The 17,346-nt window shown below is 73.4% G+C and carries 16 protein-coding genes; 12 read left to right on the forward strand and 4 right to left on the reverse strand.

What is annotated here, in order from left to right; genetic code table 11:
- Nucleotides 1-4 precede the first annotated feature (4 nt).
- The 5 genes from ligD (ACYVG5_RS03640) (at nucleotide 5) to ACYVG5_RS03660 (ending at nucleotide 5,675) form a co-directional block, all read left to right on the forward strand.
- On the forward strand, nucleotides 5-1,552 hold the full coding sequence (ligD, locus tag ACYVG5_RS03640; RefSeq protein ID WP_222046679.1) for a non-homologous end-joining DNA ligase: 1,548 nt from the start codon (nucleotides 5-7) through the stop codon (nucleotides 1,550-1,552).
- A complete protein-coding gene (ligD, locus tag ACYVG5_RS03645) occupies nucleotides 1,549-2,469 on the forward strand; it encodes a non-homologous end-joining DNA ligase (protein ID WP_222046681.1) in 921 nt (306 codons plus the stop codon). The genes ligD (ACYVG5_RS03640) and ligD (ACYVG5_RS03645) overlap by 4 nt, the downstream gene beginning before the upstream one ends.
- Nucleotides 2,470-2,546: 77 nt before the next feature.
- Entirely contained in the window at nucleotides 2,547-3,437 is an 891-nt protein-coding gene (purU, locus tag ACYVG5_RS03650; protein ID WP_222046683.1) for a formyltetrahydrofolate deformylase, read from the forward strand.
- Nucleotides 3,438-3,546: 109 nt separating this feature from the next.
- Entirely contained in the window at nucleotides 3,547-4,017 is a 471-nt protein-coding gene (locus ACYVG5_RS03655; RefSeq protein WP_222046685.1) for a Fur family transcriptional regulator, read from the forward strand.
- On the forward strand, nucleotides 4,014-5,675 hold the full coding sequence (locus tag ACYVG5_RS03660; RefSeq protein ID WP_222046687.1) for a catalase: 1,662 nt from the start codon (nucleotides 4,014-4,016) through the stop codon (nucleotides 5,673-5,675). The genes ACYVG5_RS03655 and ACYVG5_RS03660 overlap by 4 nt, the downstream gene beginning before the upstream one ends.
- A 157-nt stretch (nucleotides 5,676-5,832) precedes the next feature.
- Here the strand turns inward: ACYVG5_RS03660 and ACYVG5_RS03665 are convergent, their stop codons facing one another.
- Both ACYVG5_RS03665 and ACYVG5_RS03670 read right to left on the reverse strand, forming a co-directional pair.
- On the reverse strand, nucleotides 5,833-6,780 hold the full coding sequence (locus ACYVG5_RS03665; RefSeq protein ID WP_222046689.1) for a proteasome assembly chaperone family protein: 948 nt from the start codon (nucleotides 6,778-6,780) through the stop codon (nucleotides 5,833-5,835).
- A 36-nt stretch (nucleotides 6,781-6,816) separates the two neighbouring features.
- The gene (locus ACYVG5_RS03670; RefSeq protein WP_222046990.1) at nucleotides 6,817-8,292 is read right to left on the reverse strand and encodes an AI-2E family transporter; all 1,476 of its coding nucleotides are present in this window, start codon (nucleotides 8,290-8,292) and stop codon (nucleotides 6,817-6,819) included.
- A 64-nt stretch (nucleotides 8,293-8,356) separates the two neighbouring features.
- On the opposite strand from ACYVG5_RS03670, the gene ACYVG5_RS03675 reads away from it, so the two are divergent.
- The 3 genes from ACYVG5_RS03675 to ACYVG5_RS03685 are packed head-to-tail and all read left to right on the forward strand — an operon-like array spanning nucleotide 8,357 to nucleotide 9,962.
- Nucleotides 8,357-8,821: a PPOX class F420-dependent oxidoreductase gene (locus ACYVG5_RS03675; RefSeq protein ID WP_222046691.1), complete on the forward strand. Its 465-nt coding sequence runs from the start codon at nucleotides 8,357-8,359 to the stop codon at nucleotides 8,819-8,821.
- A gap of 38 nt (nucleotides 8,822-8,859) precedes the next feature.
- On the forward strand, nucleotides 8,860-9,444 hold the full coding sequence (locus tag ACYVG5_RS03680; RefSeq protein ID WP_460682970.1) for a hypothetical protein: 585 nt from the start codon (nucleotides 8,860-8,862) through the stop codon (nucleotides 9,442-9,444).
- A complete protein-coding gene (locus ACYVG5_RS03685; RefSeq protein ID WP_222046695.1) occupies nucleotides 9,441-9,962 on the forward strand; it encodes a hypothetical protein in 522 nt (173 codons plus the stop codon). The genes ACYVG5_RS03680 and ACYVG5_RS03685 overlap by 4 nt, the downstream gene beginning before the upstream one ends.
- A gap of 120 nt (nucleotides 9,963-10,082) precedes the next feature.
- Here the strand turns inward: ACYVG5_RS03685 and ACYVG5_RS03690 are convergent, their stop codons facing one another.
- On the reverse strand, nucleotides 10,083-11,627 hold the full coding sequence (locus ACYVG5_RS03690; protein WP_222046697.1) for a helix-turn-helix domain-containing protein: 1,545 nt from the start codon (nucleotides 11,625-11,627) through the stop codon (nucleotides 10,083-10,085).
- A 141-nt stretch (nucleotides 11,628-11,768) separates the two neighbouring features.
- On the opposite strand from ACYVG5_RS03690, the gene ACYVG5_RS03695 reads away from it, so the two are divergent.
- Genes ACYVG5_RS03695 through ACYVG5_RS03705 form a run of 3 tightly spaced genes read left to right on the forward strand, consistent with a single transcriptional unit; the run spans nucleotide 11,769 to nucleotide 13,573 of the window.
- The gene (locus tag ACYVG5_RS03695; RefSeq protein WP_222046698.1) at nucleotides 11,769-12,317 is read left to right on the forward strand and encodes a hypothetical protein; all 549 of its coding nucleotides are present in this window, start codon (nucleotides 11,769-11,771) and stop codon (nucleotides 12,315-12,317) included.
- Nucleotides 12,318-12,375: 58 nt separating this feature from the next.
- Nucleotides 12,376-13,128 (forward strand): dienelactone hydrolase family protein, encoded by a 753-nt coding sequence (locus ACYVG5_RS03700; RefSeq protein WP_222046992.1) that lies wholly within the window; start codon nucleotides 12,376-12,378, stop codon nucleotides 13,126-13,128.
- Nucleotides 13,129-13,165: 37 nt separating this feature from the next.
- Nucleotides 13,166-13,573, forward strand: a complete 408-nt coding sequence (locus ACYVG5_RS03705) for an ankyrin repeat domain-containing protein (RefSeq protein ID WP_222046700.1) — start codon at nucleotides 13,166-13,168, stop codon at nucleotides 13,571-13,573.
- A gap of 30 nt (nucleotides 13,574-13,603) precedes the next feature.
- Here ACYVG5_RS03705 and ACYVG5_RS03710 read toward each other — a convergent pair whose 3' ends face one another.
- Nucleotides 13,604-14,080: a MarR family transcriptional regulator gene (locus tag ACYVG5_RS03710; RefSeq protein WP_222046702.1), complete on the reverse strand. Its 477-nt coding sequence runs from the start codon at nucleotides 14,078-14,080 to the stop codon at nucleotides 13,604-13,606.
- 92 nt (nucleotides 14,081-14,172) lie between these two features.
- Here ACYVG5_RS03710 and ACYVG5_RS03715 point away from each other — a divergent pair, with 92 nt between their 5' ends.
- On the forward strand, nucleotides 14,173-17,316 hold the full coding sequence (locus ACYVG5_RS03715; RefSeq protein WP_222046704.1) for an efflux RND transporter permease subunit: 3,144 nt from the start codon (nucleotides 14,173-14,175) through the stop codon (nucleotides 17,314-17,316).
- The last annotated feature ends 30 nt before the right edge of the window (nucleotides 17,317-17,346 follow it).

Below are 17,346 nucleotides of genomic sequence, written 5' to 3' on the forward strand. Positions count from 1 at the left end.
CCGCATGCCACCGCGCGCCCGCCCGACGCCCGGGCCCGCCGACCCGCTGGCCACCTACCGGGCCAGGCGGGATCCGGACCGGACCGCCGAGCCCGTCCCGGCCGCCGGTCGTCCACTGCCCGTCGGCGACGACGACACGTTCGTCGTGCAGGAGCACCACACCCCCCGCGGCCGTGCCGGCGAGCGGGTGCACTGGGACCTCCGGCTCGAGCGCGACGGCGTCCTGAAGAGCTGGGCGGTGCCCAAGGGGCCGCCCACCCGGCCGGGGCTGAACCGGCTCGCCGTGCCCACCGAGGACCACCCGCTGGAGTACGCCTCCTTCGCCGGCACGATCGCCGCCGGCGAGTACGGCGGCGGTGAGGTCACCATCTGGGACGCCGGCCGCTACGCCACCGAGAAGTGGGCCGACGACCACGTCACCGTCGCCTTCGACGGGGGCCGGCTGTCCGGCCGGTACGTGCTGTTCCGGCTGCCCGACGGCACCTGGAACGTGCGCAAGCTCGACCACACGGCTCCGCCGGGGGACCAGGCGGCTCCGGCGGCACCCCCCGACCCCGCGTCGGGCCGGCCGGTGGTCGCCGGGGCGCCGGAGGACCTGCCGCCGATGCTGGCGGCGATCGGCGAGCTGCCCCGCGCCGACGACCTGCGGTGGGGCTACGAGTTCAAGTGGGACGGCGTCCGCGCCCTGGCGCACGTCCGGAACGGCGCGCTCACCCTGCGGGCGCGCAGCGGCAACGACGTGACCGCCACCTATCCCGAGCTCGGCCGGCTGCCCGCCGCGCTGGCCGGACACGACGCGGTGCTCGACGGGGAGGTGGTCGCCCTCGACGCCGCCGGGCGGCCGGACTTCGGCACGCTGCAGGGGCGGATGCACCGGACCGGGCCGGAGGTCGCGCGGCTGGCCGCCGCCGCGCCGGTCAGCTACCTGGTCTTCGACCTGCTGGCCCTGGACGGGGAGAGCCTGCTGCCGCTGCCCTACACGGCGCGGCGGGACCGACTGGACGCCCTCGGCCCGGCGGGCGAGCGGTGGGTGACCACGCCGTGGTTCCGCGGCGACGTACCGGGCGTGGGTGACGGGGTGCAGGTCGCCAGTCGCGAGAACGGGCTGGAGGGCGTCGTCGCCAAGCGGCTGGATTCCCCGTACCGGCCCGGTGGGCGCGGCCCGGACTGGCGCAAGGTGAAGAACATCCGCACCCAGGCGGTCGTCGTCGGCGGCTGGCGGCCCGGTGCCGGGCGGCGGGCCGGGGGCATCGGCTCGCTGCTGCTGGGGGTGCCGGACGACCGCGGCGACCTGGTGTTCGCCGGGCACGTCGGCACCGGGTTCACCGCGACGGCGCTGGCCGAGCTGGAGCGGATCGTCACCCCGCGGTCGTCGTCGCCGTTCGTCGGCGCGCTGCCCCGCGAGGTGACCCGGGACGCGCAGTGGGTGGACCCGGACCTCGTCGGCGAGGTCGCCTTCACCGAGTGGACCCGCGAGGGCCGGCTGCGCCACCCCTCGTGGCGCGGCCTCCGCGCGGACCTCCTCCCGGCCGACGTGGTGAGGGAGCCATGAGCCGTCAGCGGGTGCAGATCCAGAACCGGCAGCTGGAGGTGTCCAACCTCGACAAGGTGCTGTTCCCCGAGGTGTCCTTCACCAAGGCGCAGGTCATCGAGTACTACGTGCAGATCGCGCCGGTGCTGCTGCCGCACGTGGCGAACCGGCCGGTCACGTTCACCCGCTGGCCCTCCGGTGTCGACGGCAAGGCCTTCTTCGAGAAGAACAGCGCCCGGCACGCCCCGCCCTGGGTCCAGCGGGTGACCATCCCCTCCCCGGGCAGCTCGAAGGGCCGGGAGACCCTGGACATGGTGCTGCTGTCGGCGGTACCCGACCTGGCCTGGTCGGCCAACCTCGCCGCGCTGGAGATCCACGTCCCGCAGTGGCGGGTCGACGACGGCGGGCAGGCCGAGCTGCCCGACCTGCTGGTGCTCGACCTGGACCCGGGGCCGGGCACCGGGGTCCTGGAGTGCGCCCACGTGGCCGCCCGGCTGCGGGAGCGGCTGGCCGCCGACGGGCTGGACCCGGTGGTGAAGACGTCGGGCTCCAAGGGGCTGCAGGTCTACGCGCCGATCCGGTGCGCGGACCGCGACCACCCGAGCCGCTACGCCAGGGCGCTGGCCCAGGAGCTCTCCCGGCAGACGCCCGACGACGTGGTCTGGCGGATGGAGAAGGCCTTGCGGCCGGGCAAGGTGCTGGTCGACTGGAGCCAGAACAACACCGCGAAGACGACGGTGGCGCCCTACTCGCTGCGCGCCCGGCCGGGTGCCACGGTGTCCACGCCGATCGGCTGGGACGAGGTGGACGATGTCCGGGCCGGCACCGACCCCGCGACCCTGCGGTTCGACACCGCCGCGGTGCTCGCGCGCGTGGCCGAGCACGGCGACCTCTTCGACGTCGACGCCCGCCGCCGGGTCGACCTGCCCGCCGGCTGAAGAAGGACCCCGCTGCCCACCGCTCGCACGCTCGCGGCGGGACCCTGCAGCAGGGCCGGGGCCGCGGTTCTGCCACGATGCGCGGCGTGTCCGCCCCTGCTCCCCGCGATGCCCGTTCCTCCGACGTCGGCCGTCTCGTCGTCCGGTGCCCCGACCGGCCCGGGATCGTGGCGGCGCTCAGCGGGCTGATGGCCGATGCCGGGGCGAACATCATCGACTCGCAGCAGCACTCCTCCGATCCCTCGGGCGGCACGTTCACGCTGCGGCTGGAGTTCTTCCTCGCCGGGCTGACCGCCCGCCGTCCCGACCTGGAGGCGGCCCTCGCGGAGCTGGCGGGGGAGTTCTCGCTCACCTGGCGGCTGACCGAGGCGGCGTACCGGCCGCGGCTGGCGGTCTTCGTGTCCAGGGCCGACCACGTGCTGCAGGAACTGCTGTACCGGGTCGACGCCGGTGACCTGCGGGCCGAGATCGCCGTCATCGTCTCCAACCATCCCGACCTCGAACCGGTGGCCCGGGCGCACGGCGTTCCCTTCCACCACGTCCCGGTGACCCCGCAGACCAAGGCGGCGGCCGAGGCGCGTGCCCTGGAGCTGATCGGGGACGTCGACCTGGTCGTGCTGGCCCGCTACATGCAGATCGTCTCGGCGGACTTCTGCAGCCGGTTCCCCGAGCGGCTGATCAACATCCACCACAGCTTCCTGCCTGCGTTCGTCGGCGCGAACCCGTACCAGGCGGCGGCCGACCGCGGCGTGAAGCTGATCGGGGCCACGGCGCACTACGTGACCCCGGAACTCGACGCCGGCCCGATCATCGAGCAGGAGGTGGCCCGGATCGACCACCGCGCCACCGTCGAGGACATGCGCCGGGTGGGTCGCTACGTCGAGCGGCAGGTGCTAGCCCAGGCGGTCACCTGGCACGTGGAGGACCGGGTCATCGTCGACGGCGCCAAGACCATCGTCTTCGCTTGAAGCGAGGCCCCCATGGCCCCCTGCAGGGGCCCGCCGCGAGCTTGCGAGTGGTGGGGGGCAGGGGTCCTTCTCTTGACCTAGTCAAGACAACGGTGTTGAGTGGGCACCGATGGAGACGACCTGGGAGCACCGGCTGCGGAATGCCGGGCTGCGTGTGACGCGGCCCCGGCTGTCCGTGCTCGACGTGCTCGCCGGGCACCCGCACGTCGACGCCGACACCATCGCCACCGCGGCCCGTGCCGTGCACCCGTCGATCTCGCCGCAGGCGGTCTACGGGGTGCTGAAGGCGCTGGTCGGCGGCGGTCTGGCCCGCCGGATCGAGCCGGCCGGTGGGCCGGCGCTGTACGAGCTGCGGGTCGGCGACAACCACCACCACCTGGTGTGCCGGGAGTGTGGTGCGGTCGCCGACGTCGACTGCGCCGTGGGGGCGGCCCCGTGCCTGACCCCCTCGGCTGCAGCGGGTTTCGTCGTCGACGAGGCCGAGGTCGTCTTCTGGGGGCTCTGCGCCGACTGCCAGGTCGCGCGCAGGCAGCACGGGTACGGAACAGCAACTGCCATCGGAGAGGGAGTGGGAGCATGACCGACGTCGCATCGCAGGCATCCGCCGCCAATGATGACCGTCCGGTCCTGACCAACCGTCAGGGTCACCCGGTCTACGACAACCAGAACCAGCGGACGGTGGGCGCACGTGGCCCGGCGACCCTGGAGAACTACCAGTTCCTCGAGAAGATCAGCCACTTCGACCGGGAGCGCATCCCGGAGCGGGTCGTGCACGCCCGCGGCGTCACCGCCTACGGCTACTTCGAGGCCGACGGGACCGTCGGGGACGAGCCGATCAGCAAGTACACCCGCGCGAAGCTCTTCTCGGAGAAGGGCAAGAAGACCGACCTGGCGATCCGCTTCTCCACCGTTGCCGGCGGCCGGGACTCCTCGGAGATGGCCCGCGACCCGCGCGGCTTCGCGGTGAAGTTCTACACCGAGGACGGCAACTGGGACCTCGTCGGCAACAACCTGGGTGTGTTCTTCATCCGGGACGCCATCAAGTTCCCCGACTTCATCCACTCGCAGAAGCCGGACCCGGTGACCTTCGAGGCGAACGTGGCCGAGCGGGCGTTCGACTTCTTCAGCCAGACCCCCGAGGCCATGCACATGGTCTCCCTGGTGTTCAGCCCCCGCGGCCTGCCGGCCACCTACCGGCACATGCAGGGCTTCGGGGTGAACACCTACAAGTGGGTCAACGCCCAGGGCGAGACCCAGCTGGTCAAGTACCACTGGCTGCCCAAGCAGGGCGTGAAGTCCTACACCGCGGCCGACGGCGCCGCCGTGCAGGCCGGCCAGCTGGGGGCGCACACCAAGGACCTCTACGACGCCATCGAGGCCGGCGACTTCCCGTCCTGGGACCTGCACGTCCAGCTGATGGACGACCACGACCACCCGGAGCTGGACTTCGACCCGCTCGATGACACCAAGGTCTGGCCGGAGGAGATCTTCCCGCTCCGCAAGGTCGGCACCATGACGCTGAACCGGATGCCGGAGAACTTCTTCGTCGAGAACGAGCAGATCTCCTTCGGCACCGGCGTGCTCGTCGACGGGCTCGACTTCTCCGACGACAAGATGCTGGTCGGCCGGACGTTCTCCTACTCCGACACCCAGCGCTACCGGGTCGGCCCGAACTACCTGCAGCTGCCGGTGAACTCGGCCAAGAACGCCCGGGTCGCCACCAACCAGCAGGGCGGGCCGATGGCCTACGGGGTGGACGACAACGGGGCGAACCCGCACGTCAACTACGAGCCGTCGATCACCGGCGGCCTGCGTGAGGGCACGTACCCCACGCACGACGAGCAGGGCCCGGAGATCGTCGGCCGGGTCACCCGCAAGCGGATCCCGCGCACGAACGACTACCAGCAGGCCGGCGAGCGCTACCTGCTGTCGGAGCAGTGGGAGCGGGACGACCTGGTCGCCAACCTGGTCGGCGCCCTGTCCCAGTGCCGCCGCGAGATCCAGGAGCGCATGGTCTGGCACTTCTTCCTCTGCGAGGACGAGCTGGGCCAGCGGGTCGGCGAGGGGCTCGGCATCACCGCGGACGACGTCCGTGGCCTGCCGCCGCTGCAGAGCCAGACCCTGTCCGAGGCGGAGCAGCAGCGCGCTGCCAACCTCGGCAAGAACGGTCGGCGTGACGTCACCGGCCTGGCGATGACGCACTGCGTGCCCAACGAGCACGTCGCCGTCGCCGGCTGACGACCACTGCACGCACCTGAGGGCGGTCACCGAGCGATCGGTGGCCGCCCTCGGGCGTGCTGTGCACGAGTCGTCACCGTGTTCGGGTGGACCCTCCGGCCCCGCTGCAGGGGCCCGCCGCGAGCGTGCGAGCGGTGGGGGGCAGCGGGGTCCTTCCTCAGTCGGGCCGGCGGTCCTGCTCGGCCAGGAACTGCTCGATCTGGGCACCGATCTCCTCGCCGCTGGGCATCTCGCCCAGCGAGCCGAGCAGGCCGGTGGATTCCCGGGCGGAGGTGAACGAGTCGTACTGCTCCTCGAGGGCGGCCACGACGGCGGTGTTATCGGTGGAACGGCCGATCTGCTCGTCGATCTCGGTGCGGTTGGCCTCGGCGGCCTCGCGCATCGTCTCGGTCGGGACGTGCAGGCCGGTCAGCCGTTCGAGGTGCTCGAGCAGGGTGAGCGAGGCGGCCGGGTAGGTGGCCGAGGCGAGGTAGTGCGGCACGTGCGCGGCGATGCCCAGCGCGTCGACGCCGGCCTCGCCCAGGCGCAGCTCGAGCAGCGCCCCGGCACTGCCGGGAATCCGCATCTCGCCCCAGTAGACGGGGTAGGACTCGATCAGCTGGCGGCGGGACGCGTGCGCGGTGACGGTGACCGGCCGGGTGTGCGGCACCGGCATCGGGATGGCCTGCAGGCCGACCACGGAGGTGACACCGAAGCGGTCGACCAGCTGCCGCACCGCGGCGGTGAACCGCTCCCAGGCGAAGTCGGGCTCGGCGCCGTGCAGGAGCAGGAACGGCGTGCCGGCGTCGTCCTCGACGGCGTAGAGGTTGATCTCGGGCGAGGTGATCGACTCGTACCGGTCACCGCTGAAGACCATCCGCGGCCGGTGGCCGCGGTAGTCCACCAGCGCGTCGACGTCGAACCGGGCGACGAGCTGGTGCGGAAGGCCGGCCAGCAGGTGCGACCCGGCCAGCGCGCCGGCGTGCGCCGCGTCGAACTCGCCGGCCAGGTCGTGCACGAGCACCAGCCCGGCACGGTCGTCGGCCGCGCGCACCGCTGCCGCACGGGCGAGCAGCGGCTCGGCGTCGGGGAGCACCTCGACGAGGTCCTCCGGTAGCTGGCGCACGGGACGTCCTCCTGCTGTTCGAACCGACCTGCCTGTCTACTGGCGGTGAAGCCGCAGGCGGCGGCGGGCATTCCCGAGGGTGCGGGAAACCGGGCTCCCCGGGCCGGGAGCCGCGGTGGAGCTGTCGGGATCGTCCTCGCGCTCGGCGTCGCGGGTCTCGGCCACCGGCTCGTCGGCGACCTGGGAGCGGACCAGCTGCGAGCCCGTGGCGTCACCGGTGAGCTCCTGCCGGGTGCCGTCCGCGGCGACCTCGGGGGCCAGCCCGTCGAGCTGGTCGCGGCCGTAGCGGTAGGCGACGGCGATCAGCGCCGTGACCGGGACGGCGAGGAAGGCGCCGATGATGCCGGCCAGGCTGCTCCCGGCGGTGACCGCGAGGATCACCACCGCGGCGTGCAGGTTCAGCCCGCGGCCCTGGATGATCGGCTGCAGGACGTTGCCTTCGAGCTGCTGGACCAGCAGGACGATGCCGAGCACGATCAGCGCGGTGGTGAAGCCCTGGTCGACCAGGGCGATGAGGACGGCGAAGGCGCCGGCCACGAAGGCGCCGATGATCGGGATGAACGCGCCGAAGAAGGTCAGCACCGCCAGCGGCAGCACCAGCGGCACACCCAGGATCAGCAGGCCCAGGCCGATGAAGAAGGCGTCGACGAAGCCGACCAGGGCCTGCTGCCGGATGAACTCCGACAGCGTCTTCCACGCCTTGGTCGACAGGGCTGCGACGTGCGGTGCCGCCCGGGGACCGGTCTGCGCGGCCAGCCAGGGAGTCCAGCGGGGGCCGTCCTTGAGGAAGAAGAACGTCAGCACCAGGGCCAGCACCAGATTGATCAGGAGGGTGCCGATCGTGGTCGCCGTCGTGACGGCGTAGCCGGCGATGTTCTGCGCGTTGCTCTGCACCGAGTTGATGACCGAGTCGACCGCGTTGCCGATCTGCTCGTCACCGAGGTTGAGCGGTGGCCCGGCGATCCACTCCTGGACCTGCTGCAGGCCGGCGGCGAACCCGTTGGCGAGGTCCTCCACCTGGCCGACCACCTGGGGTGCGATCACCGCGACGATCCCGCCGACGGCGCCCAGGAAGACCAGCAGCGTGACGATGGAAGCCAGTGCCGGTGGCCAGCCGTGCTTGCGGAGGAACCGGGTCGCCGGCCACAGCACCGTGCTGAACAACAGGCCCAGGACGACGGGGAGCAGGATGACCCAGAGCTTGCCGAGCACGTAGCCGATGACGATGAGGGCGGCGCTGATCAGCAGCAGTTGGGCGGCGGCGATCGCGACGTGCCGGGTGGCGGCCTGCATCCGCTGCGCCCGGTCCGGACCGGGCGCCGGGGCCCTCGTGCTGGCCGCGTTCCCGGCCGCGTCCCCGGTCGTCACGGCGGTCATCGTGCCGGTCGTGGTGCCGGCCGTCGTGTCATCCGGGACGGTGTCGCCGGAGGTGTTGCCGACACGAGTGGTGGCGGATGCGCCGGTGCTGCCGCTGGGGCGGTCGGAGGAGGTGTCGCCGGGCGTCTCGGGCATGCGGTGATCCCAGCACATCGCGGCCCCGGTGACCTGCCGGCCGCGCGGCCGTAGGTTGCTGGGCATGCCGAAGACCGCCACCGCCGACCGGGTCGACCGCGACGAACTCCTCGCCTTCCTGCGCAGGCGGCACCGTGCGGTGCTGATGACCCGCCGGCGCGACGGCAGCCCGCAGCTCTCCCCGGTGACCTGCGGGCTGGACGCCGGAGGACGGGTGGTGGTGTCCACCTACCCGCAGCGCGCCAAGGTGGCCAACGCCCGCCGCGACCCCGCGGTGTCGCTCTGCGTCCTGTCCGATGAGTGGGACGGGCCGTGGGTGCAGCTCGACGGCACTGCGGAGGTGCTCGACCTGCCCGAGGCGCTGGAGCCGCTGGTGGAGTACTTCCGGTCGATCAGCGGTGAGCACCCCGACTGGGACGAGTACCGGGCGGCGATGTGGCAGCAGGGCAAGTCCCTGCTGCGGGTGACCGTGCAGCGCTGGGGGCCCGTGGCGACCGGGGGCTTTCCGTCCGAGTTGAGCAAGGGCTGACGCTTGCGGGCGGCAAGGCAAGGTGCTTCACTTGCCGGGTGCCCTTCGTGCTGACCGTCGACCAGCGGGCGAGCCGTCGCAATCCCGACCGGGTCGCCGGCACGCTGAGCACCCTGGCGGACGTCCCGACGCTGCTGCGCTTCGAGCGCACGGCCGGTGACGAGTTCCAGGGTGTGCTCGACGACCCGGCCGTCGTCGTCGCGGTGGTGCTCGACCTGGTGCGGGCCGGCGGCTGGAGCATCGGAGTGGGGGCCGGGCCGATGCAGACGCCGCTGCCGGCAAGCACCCGGGCCGGCGCGGGCGCGGCGTTCGTGGCCGCCCGCGCCGCGCTCGAGGCGGCCAAGCGCCGCCCGGCCCGGGTGGCCGTCCGCGGTGCGGCGCCCACGGCGGCCGGCGACGCCCAGGCCGCGCTGACCGCGCTGGCGGTGCTGGTCCAGCGGCGCAGCGAGCAGGCCTGGGAGGCGATCGCGCTGGTGGAGGCCGGGCGCACCCAGGCCGAGGCCGCCGCCGAGCTCGGCGTCACGCGGCAGGCGGTGGGCCAGCGCCTGGCGGCGGGGCTGTGGGAGGTCGAGCGCGACCTGCGGCCCGCCACGGCGCGATTGCTGGCCCGGGTGCTGGGATGACCGTCGCCGCGGTGCTGGTGCTGGCCGTCGTCGCGCTCGCCGGGGCCGGGCTGGCGCTGCGCCCGGAGCGGGTGCGCCCCTCGACCGGCGCGGCGGTGCTGGCCGCCGGGCTCGGGGTGGCCGCGGCGCTGGCCTGGCGTGCAGGGCAGCCGTCGGACGGCCTCGTCGCAGCCGGGCTCGTCGCTGCGGTCCTCGCGGCCACCTCCGGGGGCGGCCCGGTGGCCACCGCGGTGCTGCGGGCCGCGGATCCGTCCGGCGCCGGGGCGAGCGGCGGGCCGGCCGATCCCCAGGTGTTGCGGGGTGGGGCCTGGATCGGGCTGCTCGAGCGCATCGCGATCGCGGTCACGCTGCTCCGCGGGTTCCCCGAAGGGCTCGCCGTCGTCCTCGCGGTCAAGGGGCTGGGCCGGTATGCCGAGCTGCGTGCGCCAACCGCCGCCGAGCGGTTCATCATCGGCACCCTGGCCAGCGCGCTGTGGGCCGCCGGCTGCGTGGGCGTTGCCGCACTGCTGCGCAGTTGACACCTGCGGTGCCCGAGGGGCCAGGACTCGGCTTCGCCGTTCGGCCCCCCTTGCTCCGTCGGCCCCTCTGCAGGGCCCCGCGCCGAGCTCGCGAGGCGTGGGGGGCAGCGGGGTCCTTCTTTAGTCGGAGAACACCTCGATCTGGGCGCCCATCTCCACCAGTCGCTCGTAGAGCTGCTCGTAGCCGCGGGCGATGATGTCCACGTTGCGCAGCACCGACTCGCCCCTGGCCCCGAGCATGGCCAGCAGGATGCAGACCGCCGGGCGCAGCGCCGGTGGGCAGACGATCTCCGCCGCCGACCACCGCGTCGGGCCCTCCACCAGCACCCGGTGCGGGTCCAGCAGCCGCACGTCGGCGCCCAGCCGGGTCAGGTCGGACAGGTGGATCGCCCGGTTGTCGTAGACCCAGTCGTGGATCAGCGTGGCGCCGGCCGCGGTCGCCGCGATGACGGCGAAGAACGGCAGGTGGTCGATGTTCAGCCCCGGGAAGGGCATCGGGTGCACCTTGTCGATGGGCGCCCGCAGCTGCGAGGGGTGGATCGTCACGTCGACCAGCCGGGTGCGCCCGTTGTCGGCCGGGTACTCCGCCGACAGGTCGAAGCGCAGCCCCATCTCGGCCAGGATCGCCAGCTCGATCTCCAGGAACTCGATCGGGGCCCGCCGGACGGTGAGCTCGGACTCGGTCACGATGCCGGCGGTCAGCAGGCTCATCGCCTCCACCGGATCCTCGCTCAGCGGGTAGTCGACGTCGGCGTCGAGCACCGGCCTGCCGGTGACCACCAGGGTCGTCGTCCCGAAGCCGTCGATGCCCACGCCGAGCATCTGCAGGTACAGGCAGAGGTCCTGGACCATGTAGTTGGGCGAGGCGTTGCGGATCGTCGTCGTCCCGTCGTGCCGCGCTGCGGCCAGCAGGGCGTTCTCGGTGACGGTGTCGCCGCGCTCGGTGAGCACGATGCTGCGGTTCCGGGCGCCGGGAGGGGTGACCGTGGCGTGGTACGCCCCGGCCCGGGCCTCGACCTCCAGGCCGAAGGGGCGCAGCGCGATCATGTGCGGCTCGACGGTGCGGGTGCCCAGGTCGCAGCCGCCGGCGTAGGGCAGCTCGAAGGTGCCGGCCCGGTGCAGCAGCGGGCCGAGGAACATGATGATGCTGCGGGTGCGCCGGGCCGCGTCGGCGTCGATCGAGGCCAGGTCCAGCTCCGCGGGCACGACCAGAGTCAGGTCCCGGCCGGCCTCGTCCCAGGTGGCCGAGACGCCGATCGAGGTGAGGACATCGAGGATGCGGTCGACCTCGACGATGCGGGAGACGTTGCGCAGCGTCGTCCGGCCCCGGTTGAGCAGCGAGGCGCACAGCAGCGCGACGGCGGCGTTCTTCGACGACTTGACCGTCACGCTGCCCCGCAGCGGGGTGCCCCCGCGCACCCGCAGGTGGGTCGGGCCGGCCCGGCCCACGGTGATCAGCTCGCTCTCCAGGGCCGCGGACAGCCGGCCGAGGAGGTCGAGGGTCAGGTTCTGGTTGCCCTGCTCGATCCGCGCGATCGCGCTCTGGCTGGTGCCCAGCCGCTCGGCGAGCTGACTCTGGGTCAGGCCGTGGTGCCGGCGGGCACCGCGCACGAGGGCGCCGATCTGGCGCAGGGACTGACCGGTTGCTTCCTCGGTGAGCGTCATCGGCCCCGACGGTATCTCGCAGCTGAGATCCACCCGGGCCCCGGGACGACGGATCCGGGCGGTGTGCCGACGTCGGGCGGACCGGCCATGATGGGTCCGCCGTCCGCGCTGCCAGCGCCGCCCCGTCCGCGAGGAGATCCCGTGACCGACACCCCGAGCCCTGCCGGCGCGCGCCATCCCGACCTGCTGTCGGTGTACTGCAACGACCACCTCGCCGCCGCCACCGGTGGCATCGAGCTGGTCGCGCGGATGATCGGCGCGCACCGGGGCGACCGGTACGAGGAGGGCCTGCGGCAGTTGCTGGCCGAGCTCCGCGAGGAGAAGGTGGTGCTGACGCGGACCATGGCGTCGCTGGGCTTCCCGGTGCGGCAGTACAAGCAGGCGGCCCTGTGGCTGGCCGAGAAGGCCAGCCGGGCCAAGCTCAACGGGCACCTGCTCAGCCGGTCACCGTCGAGCTCGCTGCTGGAGTTCGAGGTTCTGGCGTCCGCCGTCCGGGCCAAGCGGAGCGGGTTCGAGACCCTGCGGATCGTCGCGGAGGTCGACGAACGGATCGATGCCGCGCTGTTTGACCGGCTCATCGAGCAGGCCAACCGGCAGTACGAGTGGGCCACCGACACGCGCCGTGACGTGGCGGCCGAGGTCTTCGGTGGCGACTCCGACGTGGTCGCCGATGCCGACACGGACGCCTGAGGCCCGAACCCCGGCCGTCGCCCTGCACGGCCGGCGGCCCGCCGGTAGACACAGCGCCATGTGCCACGACCACGACAGCCGTCCGCCCGCCCCGCCCCGGTCCAGGGACGTCGCCGAGCGCGGCCTCCTGACGCTGACCGCCGCCGACGGCAACGAGTTCTCCGCCGCCTACGCAGCCCCGGCCGCCCCTGCCCGGGCCGGCGTCGTCGTGCTGCCCGACATCCGCGGTCTGCACCCCTACTACGTGGCGCTGGCCGAGCGGCTGGCCGAGGCGGGGCTGCCGGCCGTCGCGCTGGACTGGTTCGGGCGCACCGCCGGCCCGGCCGAGAACGGCACCCGGGGGGAGGACTTCGAGTGGCAGCCGCACATCCCGCAGACCACCGAGAACGGCATCGATGCCGACATCACCGCCGGCATCGAGTACCTGCGCAGCCGTACCGAGCCGGGCCTACCGGTCGTCACGGTCGGGTTCTGCTTCGGCGGTAGCCACTCCTGGCGGCAGGCGGGCGGCTCGCTGGACCTGGCCGGCTGTGCCGGCTTCTACGGGCGGCCCGGCATGGTGGGCGAGTCCGCCGCCCGGGCCACCAGGCCCACCGTGATGATCATCGCCGGTGCCGACAGCGCCACCCCCGTCGAGGACCAGCAGGCCCTGGCGGCCACCATGCGGGCAGCCGGAGCCGACGTCGACGCGGTCGTCTACGACGGGGCGCCGCACTCGTTCTTCGACCGGGCGTTCGGGGAGTGGGCCGAGGCCTGCGCGGATGCGTGGCAGCACGTGCTGGCGCTGACCGACCGGGTCGCCGCCCGGTGACGGCCCGTGGCCGGGCCGGTCGCCTAGGCTCCCGGTCGTGAGCGAGCAGCCGGATCCCATCGATCCCGAGGTCATCGAGCTGGCCGGCCGGGTGTTCGACCTGGCCCGCGCGGGCGCCACCGAGGAACTGTCCGCCTACCTCGACGCCGGCGTGCCGGCCAACCTGACCAACGACAAGGGCGACACGCTGCTCATCCTGGCGGCCTACCGCGGCCACCCGGACACCGTGGCGGTGCTGCTCGAGCACGGCGCGGACCACGGTCGGATCAACGACCGCGGGCAGACCCCGCTGGCCGCCGCGGTGTTCAAGCAGTCGGCCGAGACCGTGCGGCACCTGCTGGCCGCCGGTGCCGATCCCGACGCCGGGCAGCCCAGCGCGCGGGCCACCGCGGCGTTCTTCGAGCTGCCGGAGATGACCGCGCTGCTCGACCTGCCGCCTTCCTGACCGGCATGGCCGGCGGGCGACGCGGTGGTCTCAGTCGGGGAAGCCGGCGCCCAGCACCCGGAGGATGCCGCTGAGCCCGAGGCGCAGGCCGGCCAGCTCGTCGGCGGCGAGCGCGGACAGCAGCGCGGCGTCGGTCTCGATGTCGGAGGCGAGCAGTTCGCGGACCACCTGGAGGCCGGCGGCGGTGGGGGAGACCACCCGGCCGCGGCCGTCCCGGCTGTCCTGCACGCGGTCGGCCATCCCGGACCGGACCAGCCGGTCGGTGATCCCGGTCATCGTGGCCGGGGTGACCGCCAGCAGGTCGCTGAGGTGGTGGGGGGTGGCGCTGCCCTCGATCACCAGGATGGTCAGGCAGCGCAGCTGCTGGACGGTCAGCGGCGTGGCGAGCAGGGGGGCGAGCTTCCGCCGCATCGCGTGCTCGCTGACCTGGGCGCCCAGCCGCAGGACGGCGGCGACCGCCGGGTCCTCGGGACCGGCGGGCGGGCGGAGCGACGCATCCGAGGACATGGCACCTCCTCCTGGGAACAAGCCACGCTAGCCGTTAGTTTGTGTCGAGCAAATTACTCTGGACGCCGACCGTCCCGTCCGGAAGGAACCGCGTGTCCCGTCTCGCCGTCCTGTCCCTGCGCAACCGTGCGCTCGTCGCCCTCGCCACGATCGTCGTCCTGGTGTTCGGGCTGATCTCGGCCGGGTCGCTGAAACAGGAGCTCATCCCGTCCCTGGAGATCCCGGCCGCCGCTGTGGTCGCCACCCAGCCCGGCGCCTCGCCGGACGTGGTGGAGCGGCAGGTCGTGGCACCGCTGGAGCAGGCCATCTCCTCCGTGGACGGCGTCGTCGCGACGACCTCGACGGCCAGCACGGGCCTGGCCACGGTAGCCGTCGAGCTGGAGTACGGGTCCGACCTGGACCGGGCGACCAGCGCGCTGCAGACCGCGGTGAGCCGGGTGCAGGCCCAGCTGCCCGCCGACGTCGAGCCCCAGGTGCTCACCGGTTCGCTGGCCGACTTCCCGGTCGTGCAGCTGGCCGTGGCCGGGCCCGGGGACGCCACCGAGCTCGCCGAGCGGATCGACTCCGCCGTCGTCCCGCTGTTCGAGGGCATCGACGGCGTCCGGGACGTGAGCGTCAGCGGCGGCAGCGAGCCGCGCGTCGAGATCACCCTCGACCCCGCGGCGCTCGCCGCGTCCGGGGTGTCCCCGGCCGCGGTCACCACGGTGCTGCAGGACAACGGCGTGGTCGCCCCGGCGGGCACGCTTCCCGCCGGCGACCAGACGCTCTCGGTGCAGGCCGGCTCCCGGCTCACCTCGGTGGAGGAGCTGCGGGCGGTCCCGCTGGTCGGTGCCGGCGGCCGGGTGACCACCCTGGGCGCCGTCGCCGATGTCGCCCTGGGCGAGGCCCCGGTCACCTCGTACTCGCGGGTCGACGGTCAGCAGGCGCTCTCCATCGGCCTCACCCAGACCCCGGACGGCAACACCGTCGACATCTCGCACGCGGTCGAGGGCCTCATGCCGGACGTCCGCGCGGCCCTGGGTGAGGGCAGCACCGTGACCGTCGTGTTCGACCAGGCGCCGTTCATCGAGGAGTCGATCAGCGGGCTGGCCACCGAGGGGGGCCTGGGCCTGCTGTTCGCGCTCATCGTGATCCTGGTGTTCCTCGGCTCGGTCCGCTCCACGCTGATTTCGGCGATCTCCATCCCGGTCTCGCTGTGCGTGACGTTCATCGGACTGCAGGTCGCCGGCTTCTCGCTCAACATCCTCACCCTCGGTGCGCTCACCGTCTCGATCGGCCGGGTGGTCGACGACTCGATCGTGGTCATCGAGAACATCAAGCGGCACCTGTCCTACGGCGAGGCGCGCACCAGGGCGATCGTCGGTGGCGTCCGCGAGGTGGCCGGCGCCATCACCTCCTCCACCCTCGCCACCGCCGCGGTCTTCCTGCCGATCGCCCTGGTCGGCGGGCTGGTGGGCGAGCTCTTCCGCCCCTTCGCGCTCACCATCGCCATCGCCCTGCTGGCCTCGCTGGTGGTCTCGCTGACCATCGTCCCGGTCGTGGCCTCGGCGTTCCTGAAGGCGCCGGAGGAGGATCGGGCGGACTCCACCGAGCTGGCCCGCGAGCGCGCGGAGGCGGAGGCGGCGGAACGGCGCACCTGGTTGCAGCGGCTGTACCTCCCGGCGCTCCGCTGGGTGATCGCGCACCGTCGGTGGACCGTCGTCGGTGCCGTCGCTGTCTTCATCGGCACGCTGGCGCTGACCCCGCTGCTGCAGACCAACTTCATCGGCGACTCGGGTCAGGACACCGTCACCGTGACCGCCGAGTACCCGGCCGGCACCAGCCTGGCCGCTCAGGACGAGCGCGCCCGGACGCTGGAGACCGCGCTCGCGGACGTCCCCGGCGTCGAGACCGTGCAGACAACGGTCGGCTCGGCCGGCGGCATCGCCGCGTTCACCGGCGGCGGCGGGACGCCGCAGGCCACGTTCGCGATCACGCTGGCCGAGGACGCCGACCCGGAGCAGGCCGGCGACGCCATCCGGGCCGCTGCCGAGGAGCGGGACGACGTCGGGACGGTCACCGTGGCGGCGGCCGGCTCGGGCTTCGGCAGCTCCACCGTCGATGTGCTCGTGCAGGCCGACGACCCGGACGTGCTCGCTGCGGCCGCTGACCAGGTGCAGCAGGCGGTGCAGGGGGTCGAGGGGGCCACCGACGTCACCAACGACCTGTCCGCCGGCCTGCCGGTGGTGCGGGTGCTGGTCGACCCGATCGCCGCGGCGGAGGTCGGGCTCACCCAGGCCGAGGTCACCCGCACCCTGGCCGGGCTCACCACGGCGCTGCCGATCGGCTCCATCGACGTCGACGACCAGGCCACCCCGGTCTACCTCGACCCGACCCAGCAGCCCCAGGGCATCGAGGGCTTGCGCGCCGTCGCGCTGCCCACCCCGAGCGGCCTGGTGCCGCTGAGCCGGCTGGCCACCGTCGAGCAGGTCCAGGCCCCGAGCTCGATCACCCGGGTGGATGGCGAGCGCAGCGCGACGATCTCGGCGACACCGGCGGGCTCGGACCTGGGCACGCTGACCGCCGCGCTGCAGACCGCGCTGGACGGGCTCGACCTGCCGGCCGGCGTGGACGTCACGATCGGTGGGGTGGCCGCCGACCAGGGGGAGGCCTTCGCCGACCTCGGCCTGGCCCTGGTGATCGCGGTGGTGATCGTCTACCTGGTGATGGTGGCGACCTTCCGCAGCCTGGCCCAGCCGCTGATCCTGCTGGTGTCGGTGCCGTTCGCCGCCACCGGTGCGCTGCTGATGCTGCTGCTCACCGGTACCCCACTGGGGGTGCCCGCGCTGATCGGCGTGCTGATGCTCATCGGCATCGTCGTCACCAACGCCATCGTGCTCATCGATCTGGTCAACCAGTACCGGGAGCGGGGCCGCAGCGTGGCCGAGGCGGTCACCGAGGGCGCCCGCAAGCGGTTGCGGCCGATCGTGATGACCGCGGCGGCGACGGTGCTGGCGCTCACCCCGATGGCGATCGGGCTGACCGGGGGTGGCGTGTTCATCTCCCAGCCGCTGGCTCTGGTGGTCATCGGCGGGCTGATCAGCTCCACCGTGCTCACGCTGCTGCTGGTGCCGGTGCTCTACACCACGCTGGAGACCCGGCGCGCGAAGCGGGCCGACCGGCGGGCGCGGCACCGGGCCACCACGGCGGGCAGCTCCGCTGCCGCGCGCCCGGTGGACGTCCCTGCCGGTGTCTGAGGTCTGCCGCGGACTGACCCCGTAGGGGGA

This window comes from Modestobacter lapidis, from assembly GCF_054780755.1.

Excerpts from the sequence above, each read along its gene's own strand:
- ligD (WP_222046679.1), top strand. The coding sequence starts at position 5 with ATGCCACCGCGCGCCCGCCCGACGCCCGGGCCCGCCGACCCGCTGGCC.
- ligD (WP_222046681.1), top strand. The coding sequence starts at position 1,549 with ATGAGCCGTCAGCGGGTGCAGATCCAGAACCGGCAGCTGGAGGTGTCC.
- purU (WP_222046683.1), top strand. The coding sequence starts at position 2,547 with ATGCGCGGCGTGTCCGCCCCTGCTCCCCGCGATGCCCGTTCCTCCGAC.
- ACYVG5_RS03655 (WP_222046685.1), top strand. The coding sequence starts at position 3,547 with ATGGAGACGACCTGGGAGCACCGGCTGCGGAATGCCGGGCTGCGTGTG.
- ACYVG5_RS03660 (WP_222046687.1), top strand. The coding sequence starts at position 4,014 with ATGACCGACGTCGCATCGCAGGCATCCGCCGCCAATGATGACCGTCCG.
- ACYVG5_RS03670 (WP_222046990.1), bottom strand. The coding sequence starts at position 8,292 with ATGCCCGAGACGCCCGGCGACACCTCCTCCGACCGCCCCAGCGGCAGC.
- ACYVG5_RS03675 (WP_222046691.1), top strand. The coding sequence starts at position 8,357 with ATGCCGAAGACCGCCACCGCCGACCGGGTCGACCGCGACGAACTCCTC.
- ACYVG5_RS03685 (WP_222046695.1), top strand. The coding sequence starts at position 9,441 with ATGACCGTCGCCGCGGTGCTGGTGCTGGCCGTCGTCGCGCTCGCCGGG.
- ACYVG5_RS03690 (WP_222046697.1), bottom strand. The coding sequence starts at position 11,627 with ATGACGCTCACCGAGGAAGCAACCGGTCAGTCCCTGCGCCAGATCGGC.
- ACYVG5_RS03700 (WP_222046992.1), top strand. The coding sequence starts at position 12,376 with ATGTGCCACGACCACGACAGCCGTCCGCCCGCCCCGCCCCGGTCCAGG.
- ACYVG5_RS03710 (WP_222046702.1), bottom strand. The coding sequence starts at position 14,080 with ATGTCCTCGGATGCGTCGCTCCGCCCGCCCGCCGGTCCCGAGGACCCG.